Raw genomic sequence first — 13,296 nt, forward strand, 5'->3', positions numbered from 1 at the left:
TCGACGCATGAAACTCTGGTCTATTCGTGGAAACTCGCAGCGCCTGGACGGCGGCGCGATGTTCGGCAACGCGCCGCGTGCGTTGTGGGAAAAATGGGCGGCTCCGGACGAGCTCAATCGCATCGAGCTGGCCTGCCGTGCGCTGCTTGCCAGTCCGCTGGAAGGCAAGACAGTACTGTTTGAAACCGGTATCGGTGCGTTCTTCGACCCGCGCATGCGCGAGCGTTATGGCGTGCAGGAAAGCCAGCACGTGCTGATCGATTCACTGCGCGAAGCGGGTTTCGAGCACGAGGACATCGACGTGGTGGTGCTCAGCCACCTGCACTTCGATCATGCCGGTGGCCTGCTTGCCGCATGGAGCGAAGGGCGTGAGCCCGAACTGCTGTTCCCCAACGCAACCTATGTGGTTGGTGCGCAGCATTGGCAGCGCGCCGTGCGGCCACACCCGCGCGATCGGGCCAGTTTCATTCCTGAGCTGCCCGGCCTGCTGCAGGCCAGTGGCCGCCTGGAAGTAGTGGAGGGGGAGTACTCGAAGGCGCTCGGCCGCAGCGTGCGCTTCAGCTACAGCGATGGGCATACGCCGGGGCTGATGCTGGCCGAGATCGTTGGCCACGCGCATGCCGGTGAAGATGCGCACGGTGGCGTGGTGTTCTGTGCCGACCTCATCCCAGGTCGTTCATGGGTGCACGTGCCGATCACCATGGGCTATGACCGCAATGCCGAATTGCTGATCGACGAGAAACGGCAGTTCCTTGAAGACAAGCTGGCGCGCAACGTGCGGCTGTTCTTCACCCACGACCCGCAGGTGGCGCTGGCGCAGCTGGGCCGTGATGACAAGGGACGTTTCGTGACCCTGCACGAACAGGGCGAGCTGAAGGCGCGCGCCCTGGGTTAATGGCAGAGCCGAGCGTGGGCTCGGCTCTACATCACTCGTCGTTACGACGCCTTCAGGCAGCTGCTCATGAAGGTCTTGCGCGCATCGCCGGCCAGCTTCTTCGCGCCTGCGTCAGCGTTGCATTTGCGCATGCGTTCCTGCTGCGTATTGACCGGCTTGGTTTCGGCGGCCTGGCCGCTGAGGCAGGAGCTCTGCGCGGTCTTGTAGGCATCCCCCTTCAAGCCCTTGTTCTTGGCCGAGCATTCGGCCATGCGCTGCTGCTGCGGGGTGGTGGCATTGGCAGTCAGGGGCAGGCCGACCAGCAGGACGGCGGCCAGCAGGAAAGAGGCTTTCATCGGGAGCTCCAAGCGGTGGCGGGTGCGCGGAGCATTCGCTTCCGACCGGTAAGGCCACGTGAAGAATCACGCGTCGGCCACACCCGCGTCCACGGGCGTTCACGTGACGCGGCGAAGCGGGCCGGCGAACGGTTGTCGGGTCAGAGCCCTCTCCTGCGGAGAGGGATCCGACCACGGTTCGCCGGATCAGCCGACGCGGGTGCCGAAGATGCGGTCACCCGCGTCGCCCAGTCCGGGCAGGATGTAGCCCTTGTCGTTGAGCTGGGCATCGATGGCCGCAGTGTAGATTTCCACGTCCGGATGCACGGCCTTCACTGCTTCGATGCCTTCGGGCGCGGCCACCAGGAAGATGCCCTTGATGCGACGGGCGCCGGCGCGCTTGAGCATGTCGATGGTGGCGATCAGCGTGCCGCCGGTGGCCAGCATCGGGTCGAGGATCAGTGCGTCGCGCTCTTCCAGGCGGCCGGTCAGGCGCTCGAAGTAGGGTACCGGCTGCAGGGTTTCTTCATCGCGCTGCAGGCCGACCACGCTGACACGGGCGGCCGGAATCAGCGACAGCACGCCGCTGAGCATGCCCAGGCCGGCACGCAGGATCGGCACCACGGTGATCTTGGCGCCGGCAATGCGCTGCACCGTCACCGGGCCGGCCCAGCCGGCCAGGGTGTGCGGCTCGGTATCCAGGTCGGCGGTGGCCTCGTAGGCCAGCAGCGTACCCAGCTCGTTGGCCAGTTCGCGGAAATCCTTGGTGCTGAGCGCAGCGTTGCGCATCAGGCCGATCTTGTGCTGCACCAGCGGGTGGCGCACTTCGACGATCTTCATGGTCGGGAAGGGGAATAGGGAGAGAGGCCGCCATTTTGCCGGATTGGCGGGGCGAAGCCCAAACCGGGCCCGGGGCCGCTGTACATGAAATGTGCAGAGGCATGTCACGGCCATGCAACCTTGCGGACATACCGTGCAGACCCATTCTTAACAGGAATGGGGATTCCCAGTGCATATCAAGACTCCGTTGGCCGTTGCCATCACCCTGACCCTGGCGATGGGGGCCGCCGCCCCGCTGCAGGCCGCCGGGCAGCAGGCGGTAGCCGCCACCGGCGCCGTGGCGGCCGACGCGGTCGACCTGGACCGTATCGAGGTGCGCGCCCAGCTCGAATCGCAGATCCGCGCGGTCGACCTCAAGCGCGGCAGCGACGCCATCGAAGACGCGGTGTCCTCCGATGCCCTGGGCCAGTACCCGGACAAGAACGTGGCCGAGTCGCTGCAGCGCCTGCCGGGCATCAGCGTGACCCGTGACCAGGGTGAGGGCCGTTTCGTGGTCATCCGTGGCCTGGACGCCAATCTCAACAGCGTCAGCGTGGATGGCATCGCCGTGGGCACGCCGGAGGATTCCAGCCGTGCCGCGCCGCTGGACGTGATCCCGTCCGATTCCACCGAACGCCTGCGCGTGGTGAAGTCGCCGACCCCGGACATGCCCGGTGATGCCATCGGCGGTGCCGTGCTGGTGGAATCGGCCTCGGCCTTCGACCGCGACGGTCGCAGCCTGCGTGGCAAGATCGAGGGCAGCCACCAGCAGCTGTCCGGGGAGACCAGCCCGAAGGCGGCCTTCAACTACAGCGAAGTGTTCAACGACACCTTCGGCGTGGCGCTGGGCGTGAACTACCAGAAGCGCCGGTTCGAGTCGGACAACACCGAAGTGGAGTACGACGGCGAGGACGATGCCGCCCCCGGTGACGTGACCGCGATCAACCTGCAGCACCGTAAGTACGAGATCGAGCGCAAGCGCATCGGCGCCAACCTCAACCTCGACTGGCGGCCGGACGAAGACAGCAGGTACTACCTGCGCACGCTGTACAGCCAGTTCGACGATGCGGAGACCCGCCAGCGCGTGATCTTCAACTTCGACGACGCGAAGATGGTCAAGACCGGCACCGACCAGTACCGCCTGGATGGCATGCCGAAGGACTCGATCGACAAGCGCATGCGCTACCGCACCAAGAAGGAAAACACCTTCGCGGCCAGCCTGGGCGGCGAGAACAAGTTGACCAACGCCGTGGTTGATTACCGGATCGGCTACACCCGTACCGAAGAGCGCGTGAACGACGAGATGGAGGCGCGTTTCAAGCTCAACGGCAAGGCGTTCAACGGCAGCCTGGACCAGAGCAGCCGGCTGCCCAGCTACAGCTTCGACAACCCGCAGTGGCTGGACAACAGCAATTACGCGTTCGACCGCTTCGTGCTATCGCCCAAGCAGGTGAACGACAAGGAGCACAGCGCGCAGGTCAACGTGCGCTTCGACGGCGACAGCAGCAGCATCAAGTTCGGTCTGCTCGGCCGCTGGCGCGACCGCGACGTGAATGTGGATGAGCGCGAACTGCGCGTCGGCCCGAAGGTGGCGCTGGCGGGCTGGACCACCTCCTCGCCCGAACATCGCCACGGCAACTTCGGCGACGGCATGGATTCGGCGGCGATGCGTGCCTTCTGGGCGGCCAATGGCAGCCAGTACAGCGCCCGCCCGCAGGACGTCGGCGGCAATGCGATGACGTCGCTGGAAGAGGATTACGTGGCCAGCGAAGACATCTTCGCCAGCTACGCCATGGGTACCTGGGACGTGGGCGCGCTGCGCCTCATCGGCGGCGTGCGCGTGGAGAACACCCGCTTCAAGGCGATCGGCAACCAGGTGGACGTGGCCGCCAACGGCCGCAGCTTCACCGTCACCCCGCGCGTGGCCAACAGCAGCTACACCAACGTGCTGCCGGGCCTGCACCTGCGCTATGACGCGGCTGATGACTGGGTGCTGCGCGCCTCGGCCAACAAGACCGTATCGCGCCCGTCCTTCGGCGACGTCTCGCCGCGCGTGGGTTACAGCCGTGGTGACGAGGAAGTGCGCCTGGGTAACCCGGAACTGGATCCGTACGAGTCGAAGAACATCGACCTGTCGTTGGAGAAGTACATCGGCAGCAGCGGCATCGTTTCGCTGGGCCTGTTCCACAAGTCGATCGATGGCTACATCGTCGAAACCGTGCGCACCAATGATCCGGCCTACGGTGGATTCGATGTGACGCAGCCGATCAATGGTCGCAAGGCCACCGTGCGTGGTGCGGAGTTCAACTGGCAGCAGCAGCTGGCCTTCCTGCCGGACGGCCTGGATGGCCTGCTGGTCGGCGCCAGTGGCACCTGGCTGGATACAAAGTTCGATGCCGGCATCAAGGACCGTGCGGGCGAGGACTTCACGCTGCCGCGCGCTTCCAAGCATGTCTACAGCGCACACATCGGCTATGAAAAGTATGGTGTAAGCACGCGCCTGGCGGCCGTGTACCGCAGCGAGTACCTGGACAGCATCGGCAAGGGGCGCGCATTCGACATCTACGTGGCACCCAACACCCAGCTCGATTTCTCGCTTGACTACAAGTTCACCCCGCGCGTGAGCGTGTACTTCGAGGCGCAGAACCTGCTGGACAAGCCGTTGGAGCTGTACCAGGGCACCCGTTCGCGCACCCTGCAGCTGGAAGAGTACGGCCGCACCTATGCGCTGGGCCTGAAGGTGGCGCTGTGATGGGGCGTGGCGTCACTGTCCTGGCCGCCGCGCTGGCGGCTACGCTGGTCGCCGGCTGCACGCCGGCCACCGGCAACGATCCGGTTGCGGGAGCGGCCTCGCCGGCCGCCAGTGGCGAGCGCAAGGTTGCCACCATCGCCGAAGCGTTCCTGTCACCGATGACCCCGGCCGACAACATCGACTCGCCGGCGGCCTGGCGCGCGCCGGACGGCGTACTGTGGCTGATCGCCACTGCCAAGGCCACCGACAAGCTGGTGGTCTACGACGGCAGCACCGGCCAGCACCTGCGTGACGTCGGCAGCAGCGGCACCGCACCGGGGCAGTTCGACCGCCCAAACGGCATCGCGGTGACCGACGACCTGCTGTGGATCGTGGAGCGCGACAATCACCGCGTGCAGGTACTGCGCCTGCCGGACTTCGCGCCGCTGGCGACGTTCGCGGCGGACGACCTGCGCAAGCCTTACGGGCTGTGGGTCGACCGCCGTGCCGATGGCTACAGCGTCTACGTCACCGACTCCTGGGACAACGGCGAGGATGCACAGGGGCGCGACATCCTGCCGCCGCTGGCCGAGCTGGACAAGCGCGTGCGCCAGTATCACGTGACCCGCAATGGTGAGAAGGTCGACGCGAAGCGGGTGGCCAGCATCGGCGATACCACTGAGACTGGTGCGCTGCGCGTGGTCGAGTCGATCTGGGGCGATCCCGAGAACGACCGCCTGCTGATCGCCGAAGAGGACGAGAGCTACGCCAGCGAGTTCAAGGTCTACACCCTCGCGGGCCGCTTCACCGGCACCACCTTCGGCCGCGACGTGTTCAAGGCACAGGCCGAAGGCGTGGCCCTGCGCACCTGCGGCAAGGATGGCTGGTGGATCACCACCGAACAGGGCAAGCAGCGCAGCGTGTTCCATCTGTTCGACCGGCACACGCTGAAGCCGGTCGGCGCGTTCCAGGGCAATACCGTGGCCAACACCGATGGCATCTGGATGATGCAGCAAGCCAGCACGCGCTTCCCGCACGGTGCGCTGTATGCCGTGCATGACGACCAGGGCGTGGTGGCGTTCGACTGGGAGAGCATCGCCAAGCAACTGGCGTTGCCGCTGGAGTGTGGCGCATGAGCCGGCAGCGCGTGATGCGCACGTTGGCCCTGGGCCTGCTGCTGGCGCTGCCGTCGCTGTCGTTCGCGGCGGCCGAACCGAATACCCAGGTGCCGGCAGGTAGCCGCCACTACGCAGCGACGAAGGTGCCGGACCGCATCGTCGTCTCGCCGGCGGTCGATCCCAGCCATGGGTTCGCAGTGGCCTGGCGCACCGATGGCAGCGTGCAGGCGCCGCTGCTGGAGATCGCAATGGCCGCAGATTCGCCGGCCATCGAAGGCATCCGCCAGGTTCGTGCGACGACCCGCGCGCTGCAGACCGAGAACGGCCTGTCGCACCACCATCGTGCAGATATCGATGGCCTGCAGCCGGATACCCAGTACGTCTACCGTGTGCAGGGAAACGGCAGTTGGAGTGCATGGAACCAGCTGCGCACGCTGGCTGCCGCCGACCAGTCGCTGACCCTGCTTTACTTCGGCGATACCCAGAACAAGAACGTCAGCCATGTCAGTCGCGTGGTGCGTGCCGCGCAGAAGGCCGCACCGCAGGCACGCATGAGCCTGTTTGCCGGCGACCTGGTCAGCGGCGGCGACAACATGGATGACAGCGAGTGGGGCGAATGGTTTGCCGCCGTCGGCTGGCTGGCGCAGGAAACGTTCGTGGCGCCGGCCATAGGCAATCATGAGTACTTCGAGGAATTCGAGGACACCCCGCAGGAGCGCCGCGTGCTGGGCCGCCACTGGCCGGTCACGTTCGCGTTGCCGGGCAATGGTGCCAGCGCTGCGCAGCAGAGCAGCTACTGGTTCGATGCGCAGGGCGTGCGCGTGGCCGTGGTAGACGGCACATCGGCACTCGACCTCGGCACCGCTACGGCACAGGCACAATGGCTGGACGAGGTGCTGACCGGCAATCCGCAGCCGTGGACCATCGTGTTGCTGCACCAGCCGTTCTACTCGCCGCGCGAAGGGCGCGAGAACGCCGCGTTGCGTGACGCGCTGTTGCCGGTGGTACGCCGCCACAACGTCGATCTGGTGCTGCAGGGCCACGACCACACCTATGGCCGCCGTGGCGAAGGGCAGGCCGCAACGCCGCAGTACGTGGTGACTGTAGCCGGACCGAAACAGTACCGCGTGTCCGATGAGGCGCGCAGGACGATGAACCCAGTGGCCGAAGACACCCAGTTGTTCCAGGTGTTGAACATCGACCCGCAGCGCCTGCGTTATGAAGCGCGCACCGTGACCGGCCGTCTCTACGATGCCTTCGAACTGCGCCGCGATGCCAAGGGGGGGAAACAGCGCATGGAGCTGACCGAAGGCCGCATCACGCAGCGTGGCTGCCCGCGTGCGCACACTGCCAAGGGCCGCGCCGATCGCTGCTGGGAATGAGGAGATCCAGATGAAAACCGTACGCCGTCTTGTCCCCATGGCTGCCATCGGCGGGGCCCTGCTCCTGCTCGCGACAGCGGTGACCGCTGCCGATACCGTGCTGCATCCGTTCCTGGTGGCCCAACCAAGGGAAGCCCCGCAGGAAATGAATCTGGCGGTGGAGATTCCGGCCGGCAGCTTCACCAAGTACGAGATCAAGGAAGACGGCCTGGTGCATGTGGACCGCTTCCAGTCGATGCCGGTCGCCTATCCGGCCAACTACGGTTCGATGCCGCGCACGTTGGCTGGCGACAACGATCCGCTGGACGCGCTGGTGCTGACCCGTGAACCCCTGCATCCGGGCGTGATCGTACGCTTCCGGCCGATCGGCTACCTGAAGATGATCGACGGCGGCGAGCATGACGAGAAGATCATCGGCGTACCGACCGACAAGGTTGACCCGACCTACGCCAACATCCGCGACCTGGCCGATCTGCCGGAGATCGAAAGACAGCGCATCGAAGCGTTCTTCCGGGTCTACAAGGACCTGCCGGCCGGGCGCAACCCGGTCCAGCTCAACGGTTGGGGCAACGCCGCCGAGGCGCGGGCGCTGATCAGCGAAGCGATGAACCGCTTCGAAAGGTAGATCCACGCCATGCGTGGATTCAGTCCAGCAACGTCTCGATGAACGATTCGGCCTGCAGGCGGTCGCCCAGTACCCAGGCCACCGCCTGTACGGCTGCCTCCTGGTGTTCAGGGCGGATGCCGCCATCGTCATCGTCGTTGTAGAGGTCATCGCCGGCATCGAGGTACACCGTACCCGCTGCAGCCAGAGCCGCCATCAGGGTCGGCACGTCGGCAGTCATTTCGACGGCATCCAGCAGGCCGGCACCGTGATGGCTGAACAGCACACGGCCGTCGTCCAGATCGAGGATGAACGGATCAGCGCTGCGATCGGCAATCACCAGCCAGTTCGAGGGCCAGTCGTTGATCCGTTCGCCGCTGATGCCATGCCATCGATAGCCGGCCTGATGGCTCCACAGGCGTTTCAGCGGCGGTATCCAGACATCAAGGCCGGGAACGGTGATGCCGGCGGTGCCTACCCGGGCATTGATCTCTTCGCCCAGCGGCCCGACCTGCGCGTAGAAGCGTGCCAGTACCGGGGGCAGCGGGAACGGGCCCTGCCAGTCACGCTCGTGCTGGGCGTGCAGCAGCCCGAAGCGGGCGAATGAGGCGTGCAGATCATCCATGTCAGAGTCCAACGGGCAGCGGCCATGCAGCCTAGCAGACGGCGTCTGCGCGCATCGCCTTCACCACCGCTGGCTATCATGGCCGCCTTCCACAACGAAGGCATTGCCTGTGTCGGTAGCGTTGGTATGGTTCCGTCGTGATCTGCGGCTGCAGGACAATCCGGCCCTGCAGGCCGCGCTGGACGCGGGCCACGATGTGGTGCCGGTCTACGTCCACGCGCCGCACGAGGAGGGCGAGTGGGTGCCCGGTGCTGCCTCCGATGCGTGGCGCCACCGTTCACTGACCGCGCTGGATGCGGACCTGCGCGCGCGCGGCTCGTCGCTGGTGCTGCGCAGTGGTGACAGCCTGCCGGCCCTGCAGTTGCTGATCGAGCAGACCGGCGCCGAGGCGGTGTACTGGAACCGCAAGTACGAGCCGGCCACCCAGCCTCGCGACGCTACCATCAAGCGCACGCTGCGCGAGCAGGGCGTCGACGCGCAGAGCTGCAATGGCAGCCTGTTGTTCGAGCCCTGGGACATCGCCACCCAGCAGGGACAGCCGTACAAGGTGTTCACGCCTTACTGGCGCAACGTGCTCAGTCATTGGCGCCTGCCGGCACTGCAGGCCGCACCGGAGGCACTGGCGCCGCACGCGGTCGACAGCCTCGCACTTGATGATCTCCAGCTTGCACCGACGCTGGATTGGGATACCGGCTTCTGGGAGTACTGGCAGCCGGGTGAAGCCGGTGCGCTGGAGGCGCTGTCGGTGTTCGAGGACGGCGCCTTGCGCGGTTACCGCGAGCAGCGTGACCTGCCGGACCGCGTGGGCACCTCGCGGCTGTCGCCGCACCTGCATTTCGGCGAAATCGCACCCTGGCGCATCGCGCATGCGCTGGAAAGACTGCGCAGTGCCGGCACCGATGCCGACATCGACGGCTATCTGCGGCAACTGGGCTGGCGTGATTTCGCCTACCACCTGTTGCATCACTTTCCGAAGACGCCCACGGACAACCTCAATCCGCGTTTCGACCGCTTCGCCTGGGCGGCACCGACTGCAGCGCAACTGCACGACTGGCAGCGCGGCAACACCGGCGTGCCGATCGTTGATGCCGGACTGCGCGAGCTGTGGCACACCGGCTACATGCATAACCGGGTGCGGATGATCGTGGCCAGCTACCTGTGCAAGCACCTTCGCGCGCACTGGCTGCATGGCGCGCGCTGGTTCTGGGACACCCTCGTCGATGCCGACCTGGCCAACAACACGATGGGCTGGCAATGGGTGGCCGGGACCGGCGCCGATGCCGCGCCGTACTTCCGGGTGTTCAACCCGGTCACCCAGGCCGAGAAGTTCGATCCGCAGGCCCGCTACATCAGCCGCTGGGTGCCCGAGCTGGCGGCACTGCCGGTGAAGGCGCGGTTTGCGCCGTGGCAGCATCCCCTGCTCCTGGCAGCACACGCGCCTGACTATCCACGCACGCCGATGGTGGACCTGGCTGAGGGCCGCGACGCTGCGCTGGCGGCATACCGCCAGTCGGGGGCGGGGTAAAGGGTGACCCGAGCGATCCGGTCAGTTAGCTGAACGCGGCCCTGTCGGCGCACCGGATCATCATCCCGACATCGCATTCGGCTGTTTATCCTCTCTGCGCCCGCAAGCCGCCGGCCGACCGGAAACCAAGGAGAACCTCATGATCCGCAACACCACCCGCAACGTCGCACTGGCCCTGATGAGTGCGGCCGTCCTGTCGGCCTGCGCCACCGGCGGCTCCTATGTGCAGAGTGACCAGTACGGCAACCCGACCGAACAGCAGAACCGGACCGGCCGCAACGCGCTGATCGGTACGGCCATCGGCGTGGCGGCCGGCCTGCTGACCGGCGACAGTGCTACCGAGCGGCGCCAGCACGCGCTGATCGGTGCCGGTATCGGCGCACTCAGCGGTGCCGCCGTCGGCCAGTACCAGGATCGCCAGGAACGTGCACTGCGCGAGCGCACCGCCAACACCGGCATCGATGTGCAGCGCCAGGGCGACAACATCATGCTGAACCTGCCGGACGGCATCACCTTCGACTTCGGCAAGGCGACCCTGAAGCCGCAGTTCTATGGCTCGCTCAATGGCGTGGCCGGTACGCTGCGTGAGTACAACCAGACCATGATCGAGGTGGTTGGCCACACCGACAGCATCGGCAGCGACGCAGTCAACAATCGCCTGTCGAAGGAACGCGCCGACTCGGTCGCGCAGTACCTGATCGGCCAGGGCGTGCAGAGCGTGCGTATCGAAACGCTGGGCGCCGGCAAGGCGTACCCGATTGCCGACAACAGCACCGATGCCGGCCGCGCCAAGAACCGCCGCGTCGAGATTCGCGTGATTCCGCTCAAGCAGTAACGCGTAGCGTTACTGCTTGAGCCGGTCCGGCCATCGGCCGGAACGAAAATGCCGCCCTTGCAGGCGGCATTTTTGTGGGTGCCGAGCGTTGCTCGGCACGCCGACAGCGCATGCAGAGTCGAGCCGGGCTCGACTCCCTCTGCAAGCCATGCCGACCAAGGTCGGCATCTACCAGGAGATGGATAAGCGCTCTTGTTGCAGGTTACGCCGCCGAGGCGGCCACCTTCTCCAGTATCCGCTTGCCACTGCTTTCCAGCGCGGCATCTTCCTGTGCCTTCTGCTGCTGTGCCAGCTTCGCGCCGGGGCACTGCGCCAGCATGTAGTTGGCATCGAAGTTGAGCTTCTCGACCAGGAAGTCGACAAACGCACGCACCTTCGGCGAGACCAGGCGGCCGCCGGCGAACACGGCATTGAAGTCCACTTCCGGGCCGGTCCAGCCGGCCAGCACGCGGCGCACCATCCCCGATTCGACGAACGGCTTGGCCATCACATCACCGGTCAGCAGCAGGCCTTCGCCACAGACCAATGCACCATTCAACGCAGACATGTCGTTGGCGGTCATCAGCGGGGTGACCGGGAAATCGCGCAGCTCGCCGCCGTTCTCGCCCAGCTGCCAGGTGAAGCGCGGCGAATTGCCGGTGTGGTACGGCTTGCGCATTGCCAGGATGCGATGGAACTGCAGCTCTTCCGGATGCAGCGGTTCGCCATAGCGCTCAATGTAGGCCGGACTGGCGAACACCTGCGTGCGCAGGCTGCCCAGCTTGCGCGCGACCAGATTGGAATCGGGCAGGGCACCCACGCGCAGCGCCAGGTCCGCTTCACCGGCGATCAGGTCCAGCTTCTCGTTACCCATGTGCATGTCCAGGCGGATCTCTGGATACTGCGCATGGAACTGGCCCAGCAGCGGCGCAATCCAGGTGATGCCGATCGAGTAGGGCACAGTGAAGCGCAGCCAGCCGCGCGGGCCGGACTGCAGCTGGCTCACCGCGCTTTCGGCCTCTTCAAGCTCGCGTGCGATGCGCTGGCAATGTTCGTGATAGATCGAACCGGCTTCGGTCAGGCCGAGGCGGCGCGTGGTCCGGTGCAGCAGGCGCGCGCCCAGGCGCGTTTCCAGCTCCTGCACTTTGCGGCTGACCGTGGTCTTGGGCAGGCCGAGCGATTTGGCAGCGGCAATGAAGCTGCCTTGCTCGACCACTTTGACGAAGATCAGCGTCTCGTTGAGATCGTGGGACATGGTCGGGGATCCTGGACGTCGGGGATGGGACAATCGTGACAGAACGATTGGACCGGGAGCGGGATGATTATTCCCCTTAATCAGGACTAATCAAGTAAAGGTTTGAGGTCTATCGTGGCGCCATTCGTTAATTGGAGCCCGTCCGCCATGAGCCTGCGCAACATTCTTGCCCGACTCCGGAACGCCGGCCAGAACACCCTGGACCTGGCGATGACCGTCGAAGCCCGTCCGAGTTCCTTGGTACACAAGGACTTTCGTGAGTTTACCGCGCCCATGCGTCAGCAGCGTGGCGGTGCCATCCGCCTGGTCCCGCACAAGGGCGACCGCCTGCGTCGAATTGGGACTATCCCGGATTTGGGAGGAAATGTCCCGTGAATGGGATACTGACGCCCGAAGTCCTGGTCCTTGGCGGTACCGGTGCCGTCGGCCAGGGCGTGGTCGGCGCGTTGCTGGAAGCCGGCAGCCCGGTGCTGGTGGTTGGCCGCGATCCGGGCCGGCTGGCCGCGCTGCATGAGCAGTTCGCGGATGAGCCCGGACTGGAGACGCTGCTGGGCTCGCTCAGCGACGACGGCTCGGCACGCGCGTTGGCCGAGCGCATCGCGCAGCGCCCGCGTCCGCTGGCGGCGGTGATCGCGGCAATGGGTGGCCCCTACCGTCGCGGCCGGGTGATCGACCGCAACGGCGATGAGCTGCTGGGCGCGATGCAGGCCGACCTGATGCCGCACGTGCACGCCGTGCGCCACCTGCTGCCGCTGTTGCAGGACAACGTGCATGCGCGCCGCTACGTGATGATCGGCAGCCCGGCCAACGCCAAGCCCTGGGCGGGCTACGGCGAGACCTCGATCACCACCGCCGCGCTGCGCATGTACGCGCAGGTGGTGCACCAGGAAGCGCAGGCGCTGGGCGTGCGCGCGCAGATGCTGGAAGTCTGCAGCCCCGTCTGTACCCCGGCCAACGCGGCCAATGCCTGCATCGAGTGGCCCAGCTCGCTGCTGGTCGGTCGTCGTGTGGTCTCCCTGCTTGATGGGTGCCGCGACAACCGCGCCATCGTCCGCTGCGACAGCAGCGATGCCGAATTGCCGCGTGGCCTGCTGCACCTGGAAGTTCCTCCGCTTTGGCGCGACACCGCAGGCATCGCTTGACCTCGACCATGGTTGAGGTCGCAGTATTCGCCGCCGATTTTTGCAACACGTTCCCATATAGCTGTACCACCC

At 66.0% G+C, this 13,296-nt stretch carries 13 protein-coding genes; 9 read left to right on the plus strand and 4 right to left on the minus strand.

The window, feature by feature from the left end; all coding sequences use genetic code 11:
- Nucleotides 1–7 precede the first annotated feature (7 nt).
- Nucleotides 8–895: an MBL fold metallo-hydrolase gene (locus ACSYHF_RS07995; protein WP_005416147.1), complete on the plus strand. Its 888-nt coding sequence runs from the start codon at nt 8–10 to the stop codon at nt 893–895.
- A gap of 41 nt (nt 896–936) precedes the next feature.
- Here the strand turns inward: ACSYHF_RS07995 and ACSYHF_RS08000 are convergent, their stop codons facing one another.
- Nucleotides 937–1,230 (minus strand): PsiF family protein, encoded by a 294-nt coding sequence (locus tag ACSYHF_RS08000; RefSeq protein WP_005416148.1) that lies wholly within the window; start codon nt 1,228–1,230, stop codon nt 937–939.
- A gap of 186 nt (nt 1,231–1,416) precedes the next feature.
- Nucleotides 1,417–2,049: a uracil phosphoribosyltransferase gene (gene upp / locus ACSYHF_RS08005; protein ID WP_005416149.1), complete on the minus strand. Its 633-nt coding sequence runs from the start codon at nt 2,047–2,049 to the stop codon at nt 1,417–1,419.
- A gap of 217 nt (nt 2,050–2,266) precedes the next feature.
- On the opposite strand from upp, the gene ACSYHF_RS08010 reads away from it, so the two are divergent.
- The 4 genes from ACSYHF_RS08010 to ACSYHF_RS08025 are packed head-to-tail and all read left to right on the plus strand — an operon-like array spanning nt 2,267 to nt 7,884.
- A complete protein-coding gene (locus tag ACSYHF_RS08010) occupies nt 2,267–4,780 on the plus strand; it encodes a TonB-dependent receptor (protein WP_428993461.1) in 2,514 nt (837 codons plus the stop codon).
- Nucleotides 4,780–5,895, plus strand: coding sequence for a phytase (locus ACSYHF_RS08015; protein ID WP_095377443.1), 1,116 nt, complete (start codon nt 4,780–4,782; stop codon nt 5,893–5,895). Before ACSYHF_RS08010 ends, ACSYHF_RS08015 begins: the two co-directional genes overlap by 1 nt.
- 14 nt (nt 5,896–5,909) lie before the next feature.
- Nucleotides 5,910–7,259 carry a metallophosphoesterase gene (locus tag ACSYHF_RS08020; protein WP_447576429.1) on the plus strand — a complete coding sequence of 450 codons (1,350 nt, stop codon included), beginning with the start codon at nt 5,910–5,912 and terminating at the stop codon, nt 7,257–7,259.
- A gap of 10 nt (nt 7,260–7,269) precedes the next feature.
- Nucleotides 7,270–7,884 carry an inorganic diphosphatase gene (locus ACSYHF_RS08025; RefSeq protein WP_447576220.1) on the plus strand — a complete coding sequence of 205 codons (615 nt, stop codon included), beginning with the start codon at nt 7,270–7,272 and terminating at the stop codon, nt 7,882–7,884.
- Nucleotides 7,885–7,903: 19 nt separating this feature from the next.
- Here the strand turns inward: ACSYHF_RS08025 and ACSYHF_RS08030 are convergent, their stop codons facing one another.
- Nucleotides 7,904–8,488, minus strand: coding sequence for a hypothetical protein (locus ACSYHF_RS08030; RefSeq protein ID WP_447576221.1), 585 nt, complete (start codon nt 8,486–8,488; stop codon nt 7,904–7,906).
- A 109-nt stretch (nt 8,489–8,597) separates the two neighbouring features.
- On the opposite strand from ACSYHF_RS08030, the gene ACSYHF_RS08035 reads away from it, so the two are divergent.
- On the plus strand, nt 8,598–10,013 hold the full coding sequence (locus ACSYHF_RS08035; protein WP_447576222.1) for a cryptochrome/photolyase family protein: 1,416 nt from the start codon (nt 8,598–8,600) through the stop codon (nt 10,011–10,013).
- Nucleotides 10,014–10,152: 139 nt separating this feature from the next.
- Entirely contained in the window at nt 10,153–10,848 is a 696-nt protein-coding gene (locus ACSYHF_RS08040; RefSeq protein ID WP_005416156.1) for an OmpA family lipoprotein, read from the plus strand.
- A 202-nt stretch (nt 10,849–11,050) separates the two neighbouring features.
- Here ACSYHF_RS08040 and ACSYHF_RS08045 read toward each other — a convergent pair whose 3' ends face one another.
- Complete coding sequence (locus ACSYHF_RS08045; protein ID WP_005416157.1) at nt 11,051–12,082, minus strand: LysR family transcriptional regulator; 1,032 nt, start codon at nt 12,080–12,082, stop codon at nt 11,051–11,053.
- A 147-nt stretch (nt 12,083–12,229) separates the two neighbouring features.
- On the opposite strand from ACSYHF_RS08045, the gene ACSYHF_RS08050 reads away from it, so the two are divergent.
- Both ACSYHF_RS08050 and ACSYHF_RS08055 read left to right on the plus strand, forming a co-directional pair.
- The gene (locus tag ACSYHF_RS08050) at nt 12,230–12,457 is read left to right on the plus strand and encodes a hypothetical protein (RefSeq protein WP_049414419.1); all 228 of its coding nucleotides are present in this window, start codon (nt 12,230–12,232) and stop codon (nt 12,455–12,457) included.
- Nucleotides 12,454–13,224 (plus strand): SDR family NAD(P)-dependent oxidoreductase, encoded by a 771-nt coding sequence (locus ACSYHF_RS08055; RefSeq protein WP_053499154.1) that lies wholly within the window; start codon nt 12,454–12,456, stop codon nt 13,222–13,224. The genes ACSYHF_RS08050 and ACSYHF_RS08055 overlap by 4 nt, the downstream gene beginning before the upstream one ends.
- Nucleotides 13,225–13,296: the final 72 nt, after the last annotated feature.

It is taken from the genome of Stenotrophomonas maltophilia group sp. P373, assembly GCF_053295075.1.

Coding starts and splice junctions, on each gene's coding strand:
- ACSYHF_RS08050 (WP_049414419.1), top strand. CDS start 12,230: ATGAGCCTGCGCAACATTCTTGCCCGACTCCGGAACGCCGGCCAGAAC.
- ACSYHF_RS07995 (WP_005416147.1), top strand. CDS start 8: ATGAAACTCTGGTCTATTCGTGGAAACTCGCAGCGCCTGGACGGCGGC.
- ACSYHF_RS08040 (WP_005416156.1), top strand. CDS start 10,153: ATGATCCGCAACACCACCCGCAACGTCGCACTGGCCCTGATGAGTGCG.
- ACSYHF_RS08030 (WP_447576221.1), bottom strand. CDS start 8,488: ATGGATGATCTGCACGCCTCATTCGCCCGCTTCGGGCTGCTGCACGCC.
- ACSYHF_RS08045 (WP_005416157.1), bottom strand. CDS start 12,082: ATGTCCCACGATCTCAACGAGACGCTGATCTTCGTCAAAGTGGTCGAG.
- ACSYHF_RS08025 (WP_447576220.1), top strand. CDS start 7,270: ATGAAAACCGTACGCCGTCTTGTCCCCATGGCTGCCATCGGCGGGGCC.
- upp (WP_005416149.1), bottom strand. CDS start 2,049: ATGAAGATCGTCGAAGTGCGCCACCCGCTGGTGCAGCACAAGATCGGC.
- ACSYHF_RS08020 (WP_447576429.1), top strand. CDS start 5,910: ATGCGCACGTTGGCCCTGGGCCTGCTGCTGGCGCTGCCGTCGCTGTCG.
- ACSYHF_RS08015 (WP_095377443.1), top strand. CDS start 4,780: ATGGGGCGTGGCGTCACTGTCCTGGCCGCCGCGCTGGCGGCTACGCTG.
- ACSYHF_RS08010 (WP_428993461.1), top strand. CDS start 2,267: ATGGGGGCCGCCGCCCCGCTGCAGGCCGCCGGGCAGCAGGCGGTAGCC.
- ACSYHF_RS08000 (WP_005416148.1), bottom strand. CDS start 1,230: ATGAAAGCCTCTTTCCTGCTGGCCGCCGTCCTGCTGGTCGGCCTGCCC.